Genomic DNA, 14,820 nt, shown 5'->3' on the forward strand with positions numbered 1-14,820 from the left:
TGTTGTAATGGCTCAATAGTAATGTCCGCCTGTGGCTCAATTCAGATGTCCGCGCTATGGTAAGCTTCACTGGTCCGTTTAAACTACCGGGAGGCATATCATGAGCGCAGAAAGCTCAGGAGTGTTTACTTTGAAAGAGATCAACCGGATCAAGATTATACAGGACGTCATTGAACGTCGCATCACAACGCGCCGTGCGGCCGAGCACCTCGGTATCAGCGACAGGCAATGCCGCAGACTTCTTGCCCGTTACCGTGAAGGCGGACCGCTTGGTATGGCCAGCAGACGATGTGGCATGCGTGGTAACCGCCAGTTGCCACCCGGGCTCGCAGATCAGGCTCTGGAACTGATCAAGACGCGTTATGCTGATTTCGGTCCGACTCTGGCGCGTGAAAAGCTCGAAGAACTCCACGGACTGTTTCTTGGCAAAGAAACTGTCCGGCGCATCATGGTGCGGGCTGGCTTATGGGTTCCCCGTAAACAACGTGCCGCAAGGATCCCTCAACCACGGTACCGGCGTCCGTGTACTGGTGAGCTGATACAAATAGATGGCTGTGATCACGACTGGTTTGAAGGCCGTGGCCCGGCCTGCACCGCGCTGGTCTATGTTGATGATGCAACCAGCAAACTGATGGAACTGTTGTTTGTTAAATCGGAGTCCACGTTTTCTTACTTCGAAGCCACGCGGCGCTATATCGATAAGCATGGTAAACCGCTGGCACTGTACAGCGATAAAGCCGGTGTTTTTCGTGTTAACAATAAACACGCCACAGGCGGAGACGGGCATACTCAGTTTGGGCGAGCCATGCATGAACTGAACATCCAGACTATCTGTGCAGAAACCAGTCCCGCCAAAGGGCGTGTAGAACGAGCTCACCTCACTTTACAGGATCGTCTGGTCAAAGAGCTGCGGTTACAGGGCATTTGTTCAATGGAGGCTGCAAATGACTTCGCTGAGGCCTATATGGCTGACTATAACCGCCGTTTTGGCAAAGTACCGCGACATGATTTTGACGTACACCGTGCTGTAGAACATGATGAGGACCTGGGGCTTATTTTCACTGTTCGTGAAAAACGTAAAGTCTCAAAATCGTTGACGATACAATATGATAAAATGTTGTACCTGATTGAAGACAGCGAACTGAGTCGCCGTGCAATAGGTAAATATATCGATGTGTATCACTATCCTGATGGCAGAAAAGAGCTGCGCCTGAACGGTACGCTACTTCCCTACTCTACCTACGACCGACTGTCAGAAATCGACCAGGGCGCGATTGTCGATAACAAGCGTCTTGGCCGAACCCTGGAGTTTATCAGTCTGGTGCAGAGCAAGCGGGATAACACGCGCTCTCAGTCAATTCCCGCTGGAGATGGCCCTTCCCGACGACGGCCAAAGCAGGAAGGGAAGAAATCCCAGCGCTCACTGGATAATGATGACATGCTCGAAGCACTCAAACAGCTTCAGTCACGTTCAGAGGACATTTTTGGTAAAAGAGCCCGCTGATGGTACTCACTGGCCGGACAGTGGTTGCTCACCAGTTGATATTGTCCGGCCAGACCCATGATGTATTATTCATTTCGTTCAGCATCTTTATGTCCTGCTTTTCACGGGCATACTTACCCCATAATGAATGAAAAGAACGAACAATACTGATTAACTGCTTTTTTCTTTGCTCCGGAGATAGGCTGATAAAATAGCAGCACCTGCTGTCAATATTATCCTCAATGAAATTAAAATCAGAGTCTGATGCATATTTTACTGTTAGCATAATATCATTCGACGTTGTTCTCTCAGACTCTGTTAATGCTGATTCTATCAGGTATTCAAAGGCATACATGACAGACAGCTGGTTTTTGTCTGTCTGAATATAACCCATTGAGTTTCTGAGTATTGAGGACTGTACCAGGACCAGAGGCCATAAAAGCTCAACACCATAAAGCTTATATGTATCATGTTGATCATACTGATGTTGCTCAACACGACGATTACCTTCCCGTGCTTTACGAATATCATAGGCAAGGGATAACATAAATCCGTCTTTAACTTTAATCAGTGGGCTTTCATCCACGATGTAATGAATGAGTTCATGTAATTCATTCAGGGCTTCTGAATCTCCCCACAGTATAAAACCTGCATTGTTCGGCGTTAACTCGTATCGAAGCATGGGCTCAATCATCCTGTTGTTTCAGTCGGAGGAAAGTCTATCAGTAAAGAGAATGAGAGATCAAAGTGGTCATTTTAATTGAGCTGGATAACGGACATTTCAATTGAGCCTTGACAAATGTGGAATCAGACAGAATCCAGCACTTTATGGTCATCCTTGGTCTGCTGTGTTGTATGTGCTCTCTGCTGCGCATAACGATTGAAATGTCTTGCGGCCTTCACTGGGATTATCGGGCGTCCTGATAATTTTCTTAGGACCTGATTCGAATGAAACGATTGATACCAATCCTTACCTTTGCCGCCAGTATGACCATTCCGGTTACTGCAATGGCAGACAATATTGTTTGTCATGATGGCTGGAGCATTGAGCGACACGTTACCGGTAGTGCCAGTAGTGGATTCATGAGCTACATGAAAGACGCTGGCGTCATAAAGTTACTGCATCACGGCAAGCTCATCTCACAAAAACGTATTCAGGATATTCAGCAATCGGTGTATCAGACCAGTGGCGCTCCACTTGTTAACTACGAGTTTGATGTTGATGAAAACAGTTTCTATATCCTTGCTCTGGATATGAGCACTCAGGGTGCATCAGGTGGTGAACCGGATATCAAGCTTTGGGGTACTGATGCAATGGGAATTGATTGTATTTTACAGGGAGGTGCTGAATGAAAAATTCAACCACCCTTCCCTTATTGATATCAATCGCCGGTTTGTTATTTGCAAATCAGTCACTGGCGATTACGCAATCACAGATGCAGATGAGAGTGACTGCTACATGTGATTCTTACGCAAATTTTTCCAGAATTGCCAACCCGGATGTTATTTATGGCGCATGTATAACCGGAGCCAGGGACGCAATACAGCATCGCAATTCCGCCTGTGAGAAGAAAATAAAGAAATTTAATAAACAGACGGAAAACTTACGAGGAATGGAACGAGCCGAGCATATTGAAGTTACTCAGGCATATCGCGCCGGATGCAACACTGGAAAACAAAACTAAAAAGGAATACAAAAAAATGAACAGTTCATTTTTGACAAAACATCTTTCAAAATTAACGCTCGCTATCAATCTTACAATAACCATACTGATTTGGCTCTATTTTATTGGAACTGACAACCCGTCATGGTATTCGATACTTCAGGGGTATGCTTTCATCAGCTTTGATACGGCAAAAATCATTATCACCGTTGTCTGTGCTGCATGGATAATCAAAAGCATTACATCCTATGAGCTAAAAACAGTTCTGTTTACTCAGGCGGACATTCAGAAGGAAATACTCAAAGAGCTTCAGTTATTAAGAAATGGAAAGCAAATGAATAATGCCGATGCCATGAAAGATGATTTCAGGATAGACTTTGATAAAGTAGATTGCTGATATTTCTCTGATGCTGACATGTAAGGGTCTTCATTTTGGTGGAGATTCTTATTTTTTTATTCTGATTCTTTGTTAACTCAAGCCGTATGGCTCTCCTGCGGAGGGCTTAATATTGGGATAATATTGAGAGGTTCAGAGTAAGTACAGAAAACCGATTAAGAATAAATATATCATAATAAGGGTTTAACCCCGGTTGGCGATTTGGCGATGGTAGCATGGATATTTGAATCTGTAAATTGATTATATTTATTTTTATTTTACCACCCTATCGGGTGATTCCGGCACAGCACATCAGCATAACCAGAAGCATATAACGCGCTACAGGCCATCAGGGGAATGCAGTCGGTGCAAAGCCATACTTCAGCCCTGAAACAGCCCACAATCACGCCAGTGCAACCTCCGGTCACAATCTGCACTAATTTCATTTAACTGTATAAATGAACAGTGGTGCATATGCCGGAATCCTGCCATCAGACAGACTCTGCACACCCTGCCCTGACCCGTATTTACAGTGCCTGTAGCGCATTCTGAGCGCACCAGTGCATGATAAGGCAGGGTGCTGAGCCTGCTTTGTGACAACCTCAGATTACTGCTGACAGAACGACACGATACCTGTCACATTGCATTGTCTGTATTATTTTAAATTTTATTTTTTTGAATGGATTCTTAAATTTAATTCCTGACCTCCACCCGGAGTGCTGGCCTGACAGAAGTTAAAGGGGAAAAACAGGACCCGACCCGATTCTTTTTCTCCCTCCAATTCTTTACTCAGGAAATATTAAATGACGCTTTTTCGAAACAAGAGATACCACCAGAACTACAACCATAACACGTTATTTCCCGGTGCTGTATTTACCACGAAGCATAATGGTGAATGCTCTGTTCTTGGTCGCTCCGAAGATAAATCAAGACGCGGATATTATGTTGTGCAATTTAAAGACAGCGGCATAATCAAAGAGGCCTACGGTACGCATATTAAATCAGGTGCAGTCTCAGATGACGCGTTCCCGTCCTCAGAAGATGAACGAATAACACTGTTGATGAAGCCCCGTTATTATGATGTGGGATATATTGGAAATGGAAAGCATTCCACAATTGAAAACACCCGAAGCCATCAGAGAACAAGAGCGTTCATTCTCTGGCATAATATGTTGGCAAGGTGCTACATGACAGTTAAAGGGAAACAATATTTTAAAGGATATAAGGGAGTGACGGTTTGCGAAAGATGGCATAACTTCCAGCATTTCTGCGATGACCTTCCAAAACTTAATGGCTATGCCCGCTGGAAAAATAACCCCGGAGAATATGAGTTGGATAAAGATTTTTCACATCGTCGTTTCTATTCCCCGGACACAGTTTCTTTCATCAGTACAATGGAGAATGCAAAGGAAGCAGCATTACGACGCTCAGCAATGAAGATACTGAGCCAGCATTATCACGAAGTGAATAAAATACGAAATGAAATAGTTATGGATACGGAGGATGAACTTAAGAAAAACAATATTGTTTATGAAATTGCATATAACGGGAATACTAAAATCATTATCTCAGAAACACCCTATGGTACGGTGGCATTCTATCCCCTGACCAGAAAGATTCAGCGAAACAGTTACATGACGGAGGGTGATACACAGATTTATGTATCCTACCTGAACTGGCTCAGGCTTCAGTGGGAAATCAGGAATCCCTTCATTAACTGCATTGCTGTAAAATGATGATAATGCTATAAATAGCTGCACTATATACTTAACAAATAAACATCAGGGCAATCTGTAAAATCTGAGTTTCAGTGATGTTGCTGCATCAGAGACGATATTAACTGTCTGAAAGTTCATCGCTGAAGGCTAAATGTCTGCACTTCATGCAGCCATTTAACATGTTCAATACATTATGCGCACTAACGTAGACAAAGGCTGAATCTGATGTTTTATGGTCATCCTTGTTCTGCTGTGTTGTATGTGCTCTCTGCTGCGCATAACGATTGAAATGTCTTGCGGCCTTCACTGGGATTATCGGACTCCCTGATAGTTTATCTGATGGACCAAATTCAAATGAAACGATTTCTTGTTTTTATTGCAGCAACAACGAGCTTAATGCTACTTACACCTGCATGTTGGGCGAAAGCTGATTCATTAGGTATCAACAAGGATTGTGAAAGTCACCCCGTTAGTGATTATGGCATGACATCAATTACCGCATTCAGTCAATATCAGGCTGAGTCGAAAAAAATTACCGACGCCATGACATCATTCTGCAACAAAGGAAAATCTATGGGTGATATGGGATTTGGGGCTGCATCTGACCAGTCAGAAACAGAATCAAGGCAATGGTCAAATGCTAATCTACCCGGCCAAAGTGATGAACAAAAAGCATTCAGAGATACCACTGCTCACCTGCTCTATTACGCCATGCTTAACGGTTTTTCCGGGTTTGATTATCCGAAGGCGCCAGAACAAAATAATGCACCACCTGTGACAGGTTTTTCGCCTTATGAAACCTGTAATGCAATATCTTCAGATGCAGCAGAATATTCAACATCCCAACTTCCTCCAAATGTAAAAATATCATTATCGGAATGGAAGCAAATTAAAAGTGAATTTGAAATGGTTTGTCTTGCCGGGGTCATGAATGGCAATGGTCAAAAACCTGTCGATAAAAAACTAATGGCTGGTCTTAATGATATTGCCAGAGATGTTTATCTACAGTCATATAAAATCGGTTCAACACATCCCAAACTTAGCTCACCTGAGCAAAATGATGCAGTAAGGGAGAAAAAGAACGCGACCGAGAGAGCGGTAAAAGAGAAAAGGAATGCAGCAATAATCCAACAAAATAGGAAAGACAGAGAAAAACAAATGGTGATGAATCATCAGGTGCAGCAGTCGGTAGCTTCTCTGCGCAATGCTGTAATGCAAAGAATGAATCATACAACCGACTTTTCCGGAAAGAAATGTTCGGTAAAGGTCTGGCTGTCTCAAAAAGGCGAAGTGCTGTCAGCAGAGGATGAATCTGGTGATGCAGGACTTTGCTCCGCAGCGTTGCAGGCAACTAAGGGGGTTAAGATAAATTCAATGAGCGATGATGTATATAACGTACTGCGCAATGTTACTCTGAACTTCGACCTGTAACATGCACCTTATTGGCCTTCACTTCCGTGGAGGCTCTTTATTCTTTTATATTTACTCTTTGTTAACTCAAGCCGTATGGCTCTCCTGCGGAGGGCTTAATATTGGAATAATATTGAGAGATTCAGAGTAAGTACAGAAAACCGATTAAGAATGAAGATATCAGAATAAGAGATTAACCCCGGTTGGCGATTTGGCGATGGTAGCATGGATATTGAATTACGTAAATATATTATATTTATTTTTTTATCTCTCCACCCTATCGGGTAATTCCGGCGCAGCACATCAGCATAATCTGATTCATATAACGCATCACGAGCCATTAAAGGGCTACAGCCAGTACAAAACCATGCTTTAGCCCTAAAACAGCCCATAATCGCCCCCACGCAACCTCTGGTCACAATTTATACCAATTTCATTTAACTGTATAAATGAACAGCGCCGTATATGCCGGAATCCTGCCATCAGACAGGCTCAGCACACCCTGCCCTGACCCGTATTTACAGTGCCTGTAGCGCATTCTGAGCGCACTGGTGCATGATAAGGCATGAATGCCACGCCCACTCAGTGACAGTCGCAGAGCGGCACTGGTAGAGTGCTACGATACCTGTCACATTGCATTGTCTGTATTATTTTTAATTTTTATTTTTTGAATGGATTCTTTAATTTAATTCCTGACCTCCACCCGGAGTGCTGGCCTGACAGAAGGTAAAGGAAAAAGCAGGACCCGACCCGATTCTTTTTTCTCCCTTCCCTTCGTCACTCAGGAAATGTCAAATGACTTACTTTCGAAATAAGAAATATCACCAGAACTACAGCCATAACACTTTGTTTCCCGGCGCTGTATTTACCACAAAGCATAATGGTGAATGCTCCATTCTTGGTCGTTCTGAAGATAAATCAAGGCGTGGATATTATGTTGTGGAATTTAAGGATAGTGGCATAGTTAAGGAGGTTTATGGTTCGCATATTAAATCGGGTGCAGTCTCAGATGATGTTTTTCCATCTTCAGAAGAAGAACGCACAACATTACTTATGAAACCTCGTTACTATAATGTGGGATATATTGGAAATGGAAAACATTCCACCATTGAGAACACCAGAAGTCACCAGAGAACAAGGAGGTTTATTCTCTGGCATAACATGCTGGCAAGATGTTATATGACGAACAAAGGAAAACAATATTTTAAAGGCTATAAAGGTGTGACTGTTTGTGAAAGATGGCATAATTTCCAGAACTTCTGCAATGACCTCCCTGCTCTTCATGGTTATGCCCTGTGGAAAAATAACCCCGGAGAATATGAACTGGATAAGGACTATTCCCATCGACGAATTTACTCTCCCGATACAGTTTCGTTTATCAGCACGTCTGATAATGCGCATGAGGCCAGATTAAGGGCGTCTGCAATGAGGATTCCCGGTGACAGATATCATGAAATAAATAAAATGCGAGATGAATTATTACAGGAGGCTGAAGATGTAATAAAGGAAAACAAAATAGAATATAGCGTTGTTCTTAACGGTAATATGCGGGTGATTATTGCTGAGACACCTTATGGAACGGTAGCATTCTACCCACTGACGTATAAAATCCAGCGAAATGGTTACATGACTGAAGGTGATGCTTCAGTTTACGTTTGTTACCTTCACTGGCTCAGGTGTCAGTGGGAAAGCAGGAACCCTTTCATAGACTGCATTGCCGTAATCTCATGAAGATGCTATAAAACACACGTATAACTAATGATTTATAATCATCTGATAGTTCCCGCGATGAAGGCTAAATGCCCGCACTTCGTGCAGTCATTTAACATGTTCAATACATTATGCGCACTAGTGTTGAGTAAGGTAGAATCTGATGCTTTATGGTAATCCTTGTGCTGCTCGATAATGATGGTCAAACCTCTTTTCAAATGCCGTTACCAGCGCTAACCATTTTCGACCTGTGCCACATCACTCACTGAACATCAAAACTGATAACTGTAGTTCACGCAGGCAAACCACAGACATGCCAATCTGTCTTCCTGGCATATTTCTGCCCTTATCCTTCATTATCATATAATCTTCTAAATGAAATGGCTCACCGGCAAGGACTTATGCGGTCCTTTCTGCCTTTTTCTCTCATACTGGAGATTCATTCATGGCTGACTGGAACCCTTCGCTTTATCTGCAATATGAAACTGAACGTTCAAGACCCGCAGCGGAATTACTCAACAGAGTGGCGTTAGAGAGTGTTCGTTCAGTTGTTGATCTTGGCTGTGGTCCGGGAAACAGCACGGCATTACTGCATCAGCGCTGGCCTTCGGCTGTAATAACCGGGGTTGATTCCTCACCCGCCATGCTGAATGAAGCGCGCAACGCATTACCGCAATGCCATTTTATTGAAGCGGATATCAGTCAGTTCCAGCCCGAGCATCCTGTGGATCTGCTTTACGCAAATGCGTCTTTACAATGGGTACCCGATCACTATGAACTATTGCCGAACCTGGTATCGCTGCTGGGTCGCAACGGCGTTCTGGCCGTACAAATGCCGGATAACTGGCTGGAACCCACGCATGTTCTGATGCGCGAAGTGGCTTATGAACAGGGTTTCCCGGACCGGGGTCGTGCGCCACTTCCTGGCGTACATGCCTACTATGATATTTTGACCGAAACTGGCTGTGAGGTGGATATCTGGCGCACCACGTATTATCACATTATGGATTCTCATCAAGCAATTATCGACTGGGTAAGTTCTACAGGCCTGCGCCCCTGGTTACAGGATTTGAGAGAAAGTGAGCAACGTCAGTATCTGGCGCGCTACCACGAACTACTTCAGGAGCAATATCCACTGCAGGAAAATGGCAAAATTTTACTGGCATTTCCCCGATTGTTTATTGTTGCGCGACGCAATAATTAAGCATTTATCATCAGATAGATCACAGGAATAGAGGATCGCCTATGAGCGCCCTCGCCTTTTTAACATAAGGATCTAGTGACAATGCGAGGCATCTGCTAGTGTCTTGCCACGTGTTTCCGACGGGAGTTGTTATGTCTAAAGTCTACATTGGTGGGTGTCTTTGTGGTTCGATCCGCTTCACGGCCAGCAGTCCTAATAATTCCCATACCTGTTCCTGCGATATATGCCGGAAACATACGGGCGCACCGACCGTCGTCTGGATTGAGTTTGATGCAGAAAATGTAGAATGGACGGGAAAAGCCGGAAAACCGACAACCTGGCGCTCATCAGAAACGAGTTGTCGAGCCTTTTGCCCTCAGTGCGGCAGTTCCGTGGGCGCTATTGATGATGCCCCGGTAATTGCACTTTTAGCCGGGGCTTTTGATGACCCTAACGATGAAGACCTGGCGCCAGAGTTTCATTCGTTTTCCGATATGCAGCCAGCCTGGTGGCAAAACGAACGTAACTAAGTTAGTTGGTAATGCTTATCAGGCATGTGTTTTGCTGGCACATTTGTTTCATCGTTCATCTGCAGCAAATCGATTTCGATCGCATTGCAAATCGCATCCAGCGGCAGGTCATTGTTCTCTGTGCCAAACGGATCTTCAAGCTCTTCTGCAAGCGTGTCGAGCGAGATAAAAGTATAGGAAATAAGCACCGAGATAAACGGTGTCATGTAGTGCAGATCCACCACTAACGCGAATGGCAGCATGATACAAAACAGGTATACCGTGCGATGAAGGATCAAAGTATAAGCAAACGGGACCGGCGTATTCGCAATCCGCTCACAACCAGCCAGTACCGCAGACATATCGTTTAACCTATTGTTTAAACTATGAAATAATATGTCTGACAGTTGACCATTACGCCTGCGCACGGCCAACCACTCTCCCATCAACAACAAAATGCGGTTTGCTGGAGATTGTGAGGCAAATACCGTCTGCAGATCTTTCTCGCTGAGGTACTTCGCCAACGGCTCTGCCTGTGGCTTTCGACGTAAAGTCATGCGTAAACAGTGGGCAAACGCGATTTGCAGACGAACAAACTGCCCTAATTCGGCGTCGTCCGGTAAGGTGGTTTTTACCTCACGCAGTAGCGATCGGGAAGCAATCATCAACTGCCCCCACAGGTGTCGGGCCTCAACGTAACGTGAGTAACAGGCGTTATTGCGAAAACCTAAAAAGATTGCAATCGCCACGCCGAGAATGCTGAATGGCGCCAGGGTGAATTTGATTCCCAGCATCGTATACCACGGAAGCATGATAATAACGGCGATGGAGAGCAGGAAGTTCAGCAGCAGTCGTGAAAAGATTTTGGATAATACCGACCCATGCCAGACAAATATCAGGCGTAGCCAGTGTTGTTGGGGGCGAACGATCATGGTTTTCTTCGGGAAAATGTGAAATCCATCACATTAGACGCGATCATGATCAATGTTGCAAGTTAATCGCAACATTAACTAAACAACTTTTGCTCTGCCAGAACCACCGCGCACCGGAGTTACAGAACGGTGTAGTTATTAATAAACAATAGTATGTTGTAACTAAGGAATGTTCTATAAAAAACCCGGCCTGAGCCGGGTTGTCTTCTTAGCATAATGGCTTAACGGCTTCACGCATGCCTTTTGCCAGAATGGTATCCAGATCGGCTGAAACCTGCTCCACGAGTCCGGAAACCTGAGTCAGGTCCTGTTCCCAGTGTTCTTTAACACCCAGTACCGACTTGACTAACTCTTCGGTGCTTATCTGGCGGTCATGATGCTGGGACCACAGCTGTTGAAAACGTGCCACCCAGTGCGCATCATCCTGGACCGGATAAGCCTCACCGTTACGCTCTCCACGATAGAAAGCAATCAGCGCGGCAAGCGCAAACGTCAGGCGCGCCGGCAGTTTACCGCTGGCCTGTTGTCCTGCCAGCAGCTGCGGCAAAATACGGGTACGGAATTTAGTCATGCCGTTCAGGGCAATCGACAGCAACTGATGCTTGATGTACGGATTGCAGAATCGACCGGTCACCGCACTGGCGAAAGACGCCAGCTCATCGCGGGGTAAATCCAGTACCGGAATGATCTCTTCATAAATCGCTTTTTCAACGAAGGCGCAAATCTCTGCGTCATTCATCGCCTCACCCACGGTGTCCAGCCCTGCCTGCCAGGCAACGGGAACCAGTGCGGTGTGTGCGCCGTTGAGAATCGCCACTTTCCGTTCTTTGTACGGTTTGATGTCATCAACAATCAGGACATTGAGCGGATACTTATCCAGACGCAGTTCTGCAGCTAATGACTTCGGTCCCTGAATAACGAACAGATAGAAGTGTTCTGCAGTGTCGAGGAAGGCATCGTGATAGCCCAACTCAGCTTCCAGTTTCTCCACTTCGTCACGCGGATAACCGGTAACAATGCGGTCCACCAGCGTGGAGCAAAATGCGTTGGCCTGATCCAGCCACTGAATAAATGCCTCCGGCAGCGCCCACTCCTGAGCGTAGCGCAGGACCAGTTCACGCAGCGCATCACCATTGTAATCAATCAGTTCGCAAGGAATGATAATCCAGCCTTTATCCGACGCGCCATTAAAATGGCTGAAGCGTTCGAACAACAGTCGGGTCAGTTTAGCCGGATAACTCACCGCCGGTGCATCCTCAAACTTATCGCCCGCGTGGTAGCTGATGCCCGCTTCAGTCGTGTTGGAGAACACAAAACGCATATCTGGGTTATGCGCCAACTTCAGGAACTCATCGTATTCGCTATAGACGCTGATTTCTCGGTTAACCGAACGGATCAAACGGGCATCGCTTACGGCCTCGCCCTTCTCATTCAAACCACGAATGATGGTGGTATAGAGACCATCCTGCGTACTCAGCGATGGCGGGAAGGTACTTTCGATGGGACGAACAATGACTACACCAGCGTTCAGATCGGTATGTTCGTTCAGCAAATCGACTTGCCAGTCAACAAAGGCGCGCAGGAAATTTCCTTCACCAAACTGAATAATGCGTTCAGGATACTGAGCACCGGGGAAATCGCGACGATTTAGTGTTTGCACAATGGGTTCCCTTTTTAATTAGTCATACAACCTGATTGAATTGGTCCAATAGGTTAGCAAACTTTAATACATTGAAACCCTGTTTTGATCAATCCCCGGCGACAAATTAGAGAGTTTTGTAGAAAAGTGTGGTCCCGGTCAGCTTCCCGTCAGGCATTTTTGCATAGTCCGGTATCACCCCTACTTTTTGCCATCCACAATTGTGGTAGAACAACTCAGCGCTGCTGCCCGTCGCTGTATCAAGCACCAGCAGCGTTTTCCCTTGCTGACGCGCGCAGTTTTCGAGTTCGTTCATCAACGTCCGGGCAACACCACCGCGCCGCGCTGAGGGGTGAACCAGCAGCTTGGCGACATCAGCACGATGAGGTTGGTTTTCGGGTTGATCGATAATGAGCTGGACGGTACCGACAAGCACCCCCTGTGCGTTCTGTGTACCCAGAACAATCCTTTCTCCACGGTCAACGCTTTGCGCGACGCTCATCCAGAAAGGCCGTGATTTATCACCACTAAAAGGGAGCATAAAGCTGACAGAGGCGCCATCATTGACGCATGTTTCAAGGATGTCGCTGAATTCATCGATTCTCGACAGAATCTGGGCCGCACTCAGCACAAAGCAGGGTTTACAGGAAGCCATTTTTTTCTCCTTAGAATGACCCCTTCATACTGCTTTTAACAATTGCACAACACAAGGAGTCATATCATAGGATTATGTTATCTATGGCTTGTTCATCTGGATCACTAGCCAGTGATAGATAACCGTGACAACGTAACGCTGCTGTTCATCGTTTAACGCCACACCCTGAGGGATATCATGCCATTTCGCCAGACATCCCCGACAACAGGTCGCCGTAGCATGTTGAGCGATAAATACCGGATGCCCGCGCATGGGTGTCTGCTTACCGTCATTGGCAGGAAACGCGGGCGCCAGCCGTTTGGCAATAAAATCCGTGGCATGTTGTTCGATAACCGGCGCGCCTTTATCCAGACAATACTGCCTTTCTTTCTGGCCAAGGCGAAACCGCGAGCGAAACGTTGATTTCGCCAGCCGGGCAAAAAGAGGATCGAGCGAGTTCATCAGTAAACCGAGCGCCCCAGTTGTTGCGTTAATTGCTCCAGCACGGCGATACCCGCCAGCGAATTTCCCGCCGCATCCAGTTCCGGACTCCAGACGGCAATCGCCATCTCGTGAGGCACGATAGCCACGATACCGCCCCCCACACCAGATTTCGCCGGTAAGCCCACTCGCCAGGCAAATTCCCCTGCGTTCTGATACATGCCACTGGTCGCCATCAGCGCGTTGATCTGCCGGGCCTGCATAGGCGTCACCACGGGCTCTGCAAGATGAAAAGCATGTCCCTGATTCGCCAGAAAGACGAACGTGCGGGCCAGCTCCACACAGCTCATTTTCAGTGCGCAGTAGTGAAAGTAATTTTGCAAAACGGTGGTCACGTCATGGTGAAAATTGCCAAAGGACTTCATTAACCAGGCAATAGCCGCGTTACGCGCCGAGTGCTCAAACTCAGAACGCGCCACCGTCGCATCATAGGCGATATCCGAAACGCCGCTTAACGCCCGTACCACTTCCAGCATCCGTTGACGCGGTGCGCTCAGACGTCCTTGCAGCATATCGCAAACCACCAGCGCCCCGGCGTTGATAAAGGGATTGCGTGGGATCCCTTGCTCCATTTCCAGCTGCACCAGGGAATTAAAAGGATGCCCGGAAGGATCCTTGCCGACGCGTTGCCAGATCTCATCTTCCTGATAGTGACGCATCGCCACGACCAGACTGAGCACCTTTGAAATTGACTGAATAGAAAAACGCTCTTGCGCATCCCCCGCCTGATAGTGCTGTCCATCGACGGTGCAAATAGCAATACCCAGTTTTGAACCGTCGACAGAAGCTAAGGCAGGAATGTAATCAGCGACTTTACCCTGACCAATCAGCGGACGAACCTGCTGCACAATGGTCTCTAAAATTGAATTGTCCATGGCCCTGGCCACAACATGCTCCTTGCTCGCAGGTATGAAAGGCCTGCGAGTATAACAGAGCTGAATACGCAGCGTCAGGCCGGAAGGCGGAATCTGGCCACGGTCTGCATGAGCGGGTGAGATTCATGACGTAGACAGAAACATTGCAGAATTTAAGGCCGGTGCCCCCGTCGGAGGCACCCACAC

Annotated in this window: 15 protein-coding genes; 9 read left to right on the forward strand and 6 right to left on the reverse strand. The window is 46.3% G+C overall.

Going from position 1 to position 14,820, the window contains the following annotated elements; all coding sequences use genetic code 11:
- The first annotated feature begins 100 nt into the window (after positions 1–100).
- Positions 101–1,504 (forward strand): ISNCY-like element ISKpn21 family transposase, encoded by a 1,404-nt coding sequence (locus tag HV237_RS12570; protein WP_001567368.1) that lies wholly within the window; start codon positions 101–103, stop codon positions 1,502–1,504.
- 28 nt (positions 1,505–1,532) lie between these two features.
- Here the strand turns inward: HV237_RS12570 and HV237_RS12575 are convergent, their stop codons facing one another.
- Positions 1,533–2,165 carry a hypothetical protein gene (locus tag HV237_RS12575; RefSeq protein WP_001567369.1) on the reverse strand — a complete coding sequence of 211 codons (633 nt, stop codon included), beginning with the start codon at positions 2,163–2,165 and terminating at the stop codon, positions 1,533–1,535.
- Between the two features lie 266 nt (positions 2,166–2,431).
- On the opposite strand from HV237_RS12575, the gene HV237_RS12580 reads away from it, so the two are divergent.
- The 8 genes from HV237_RS12580 (at position 2,432) to HV237_RS12615 (ending at position 10,074) form a co-directional block, all read left to right on the forward strand.
- Positions 2,432–2,836: a hypothetical protein gene (locus tag HV237_RS12580; protein ID WP_045269655.1), complete on the forward strand. Its 405-nt coding sequence runs from the start codon at positions 2,432–2,434 to the stop codon at positions 2,834–2,836.
- Positions 2,833–3,168 carry a hypothetical protein gene (locus HV237_RS12585; protein WP_071701183.1) on the forward strand — a complete coding sequence of 112 codons (336 nt, stop codon included), beginning with the start codon at positions 2,833–2,835 and terminating at the stop codon, positions 3,166–3,168. Before HV237_RS12580 ends, HV237_RS12585 begins: the two co-directional genes overlap by 4 nt.
- A 16-nt stretch (positions 3,169–3,184) precedes the next feature.
- On the forward strand, positions 3,185–3,544 hold the full coding sequence (locus HV237_RS12590; protein WP_045269654.1) for a hypothetical protein: 360 nt from the start codon (positions 3,185–3,187) through the stop codon (positions 3,542–3,544).
- A gap of 782 nt (positions 3,545–4,326) precedes the next feature.
- Positions 4,327–5,259, forward strand: a complete 933-nt coding sequence (locus HV237_RS12595; RefSeq protein ID WP_047359281.1) for a hypothetical protein — start codon at positions 4,327–4,329, stop codon at positions 5,257–5,259.
- A 336-nt stretch (positions 5,260–5,595) separates the two neighbouring features.
- A complete protein-coding gene (locus HV237_RS12600; protein WP_161799729.1) occupies positions 5,596–6,672 on the forward strand; it encodes a cell envelope integrity TolA C-terminal domain-containing protein in 1,077 nt (358 codons plus the stop codon).
- A gap of 774 nt (positions 6,673–7,446) precedes the next feature.
- Entirely contained in the window at positions 7,447–8,382 is a 936-nt protein-coding gene (locus HV237_RS12605) for a hypothetical protein (RefSeq protein ID WP_047359049.1), read from the forward strand.
- A gap of 424 nt (positions 8,383–8,806) precedes the next feature.
- Positions 8,807–9,565 (forward strand): trans-aconitate 2-methyltransferase, encoded by a 759-nt coding sequence (gene tam / locus HV237_RS12610; protein WP_016157955.1) that lies wholly within the window; start codon positions 8,807–8,809, stop codon positions 9,563–9,565.
- Between the two features lie 131 nt (positions 9,566–9,696).
- Complete coding sequence (locus HV237_RS12615) at positions 9,697–10,074, forward strand: GFA family protein (RefSeq protein ID WP_016153082.1); 378 nt, start codon at positions 9,697–9,699, stop codon at positions 10,072–10,074.
- On the opposite strand, the gene HV237_RS12620 is transcribed toward HV237_RS12615, so the two are convergent.
- From HV237_RS12620 to glsB, 5 genes are all read right to left on the reverse strand, one after another.
- Positions 10,071–10,985: a bestrophin family protein gene (locus HV237_RS12620; RefSeq protein WP_016153081.1), complete on the reverse strand. Its 915-nt coding sequence runs from the start codon at positions 10,983–10,985 to the stop codon at positions 10,071–10,073. The two genes, HV237_RS12615 and HV237_RS12620, sit on opposite strands and share 4 nt — an antisense overlap.
- 208 nt (positions 10,986–11,193) lie before the next feature.
- Complete coding sequence (locus HV237_RS12625; protein WP_016156489.1) at positions 11,194–12,645, reverse strand: tagaturonate reductase; 1,452 nt, start codon at positions 12,643–12,645, stop codon at positions 11,194–11,196.
- A gap of 106 nt (positions 12,646–12,751) precedes the next feature.
- Positions 12,752–13,279 (reverse strand): GNAT family N-acetyltransferase, encoded by a 528-nt coding sequence (locus tag HV237_RS12630; protein WP_047359048.1) that lies wholly within the window; start codon positions 13,277–13,279, stop codon positions 12,752–12,754.
- A gap of 81 nt (positions 13,280–13,360) precedes the next feature.
- Complete coding sequence (locus HV237_RS12635; protein WP_047359047.1) at positions 13,361–13,720, reverse strand: DUF4186 domain-containing protein; 360 nt, start codon at positions 13,718–13,720, stop codon at positions 13,361–13,363.
- The gene (gene glsB / locus HV237_RS12640; RefSeq protein ID WP_016153077.1) at positions 13,720–14,646 is read right to left on the reverse strand and encodes a glutaminase B; all 927 of its coding nucleotides are present in this window, start codon (positions 14,644–14,646) and stop codon (positions 13,720–13,722) included. Before glsB ends, HV237_RS12635 begins: the two co-directional genes overlap by 1 nt.
- Positions 14,647–14,820 lie beyond the last annotated feature (174 nt).

This window comes from Citrobacter sp. RHBSTW-00570 (genome assembly GCF_013739755.1).
In the GTDB taxonomy this organism is placed as follows: domain Bacteria; phylum Pseudomonadota; class Gammaproteobacteria; order Enterobacterales; family Enterobacteriaceae; genus Citrobacter; species Citrobacter braakii.

Coding starts and splice junctions, on each gene's coding strand:
- HV237_RS12585 (WP_071701183.1), top strand. CDS start 2,833: ATGAAAAATTCAACCACCCTTCCCTTATTGATATCAATCGCCGGTTTG.
- HV237_RS12590 (WP_045269654.1), top strand. CDS start 3,185: ATGAACAGTTCATTTTTGACAAAACATCTTTCAAAATTAACGCTCGCT.
- HV237_RS12580 (WP_045269655.1), top strand. CDS start 2,432: ATGAAACGATTGATACCAATCCTTACCTTTGCCGCCAGTATGACCATT.
- HV237_RS12635 (WP_047359047.1), bottom strand. CDS start 13,720: ATGAACTCGCTCGATCCTCTTTTTGCCCGGCTGGCGAAATCAACGTTT.
- tam (WP_016157955.1), top strand. CDS start 8,807: ATGGCTGACTGGAACCCTTCGCTTTATCTGCAATATGAAACTGAACGT.
- HV237_RS12595 (WP_047359281.1), top strand. CDS start 4,327: ATGACGCTTTTTCGAAACAAGAGATACCACCAGAACTACAACCATAAC.
- HV237_RS12570 (WP_001567368.1), top strand. CDS start 101: ATGAGCGCAGAAAGCTCAGGAGTGTTTACTTTGAAAGAGATCAACCGG.
- HV237_RS12630 (WP_047359048.1), bottom strand. CDS start 13,279: ATGGCTTCCTGTAAACCCTGCTTTGTGCTGAGTGCGGCCCAGATTCTG.
- HV237_RS12620 (WP_016153081.1), bottom strand. CDS start 10,985: ATGATCGTTCGCCCCCAACAACACTGGCTACGCCTGATATTTGTCTGG.
- HV237_RS12615 (WP_016153082.1), top strand. CDS start 9,697: ATGTCTAAAGTCTACATTGGTGGGTGTCTTTGTGGTTCGATCCGCTTC.
- HV237_RS12575 (WP_001567369.1), bottom strand. CDS start 2,165: ATGCTTCGATACGAGTTAACGCCGAACAATGCAGGTTTTATACTGTGG.
- HV237_RS12600 (WP_161799729.1), top strand. CDS start 5,596: ATGAAACGATTTCTTGTTTTTATTGCAGCAACAACGAGCTTAATGCTA.
- HV237_RS12605 (WP_047359049.1), top strand. CDS start 7,447: ATGACTTACTTTCGAAATAAGAAATATCACCAGAACTACAGCCATAAC.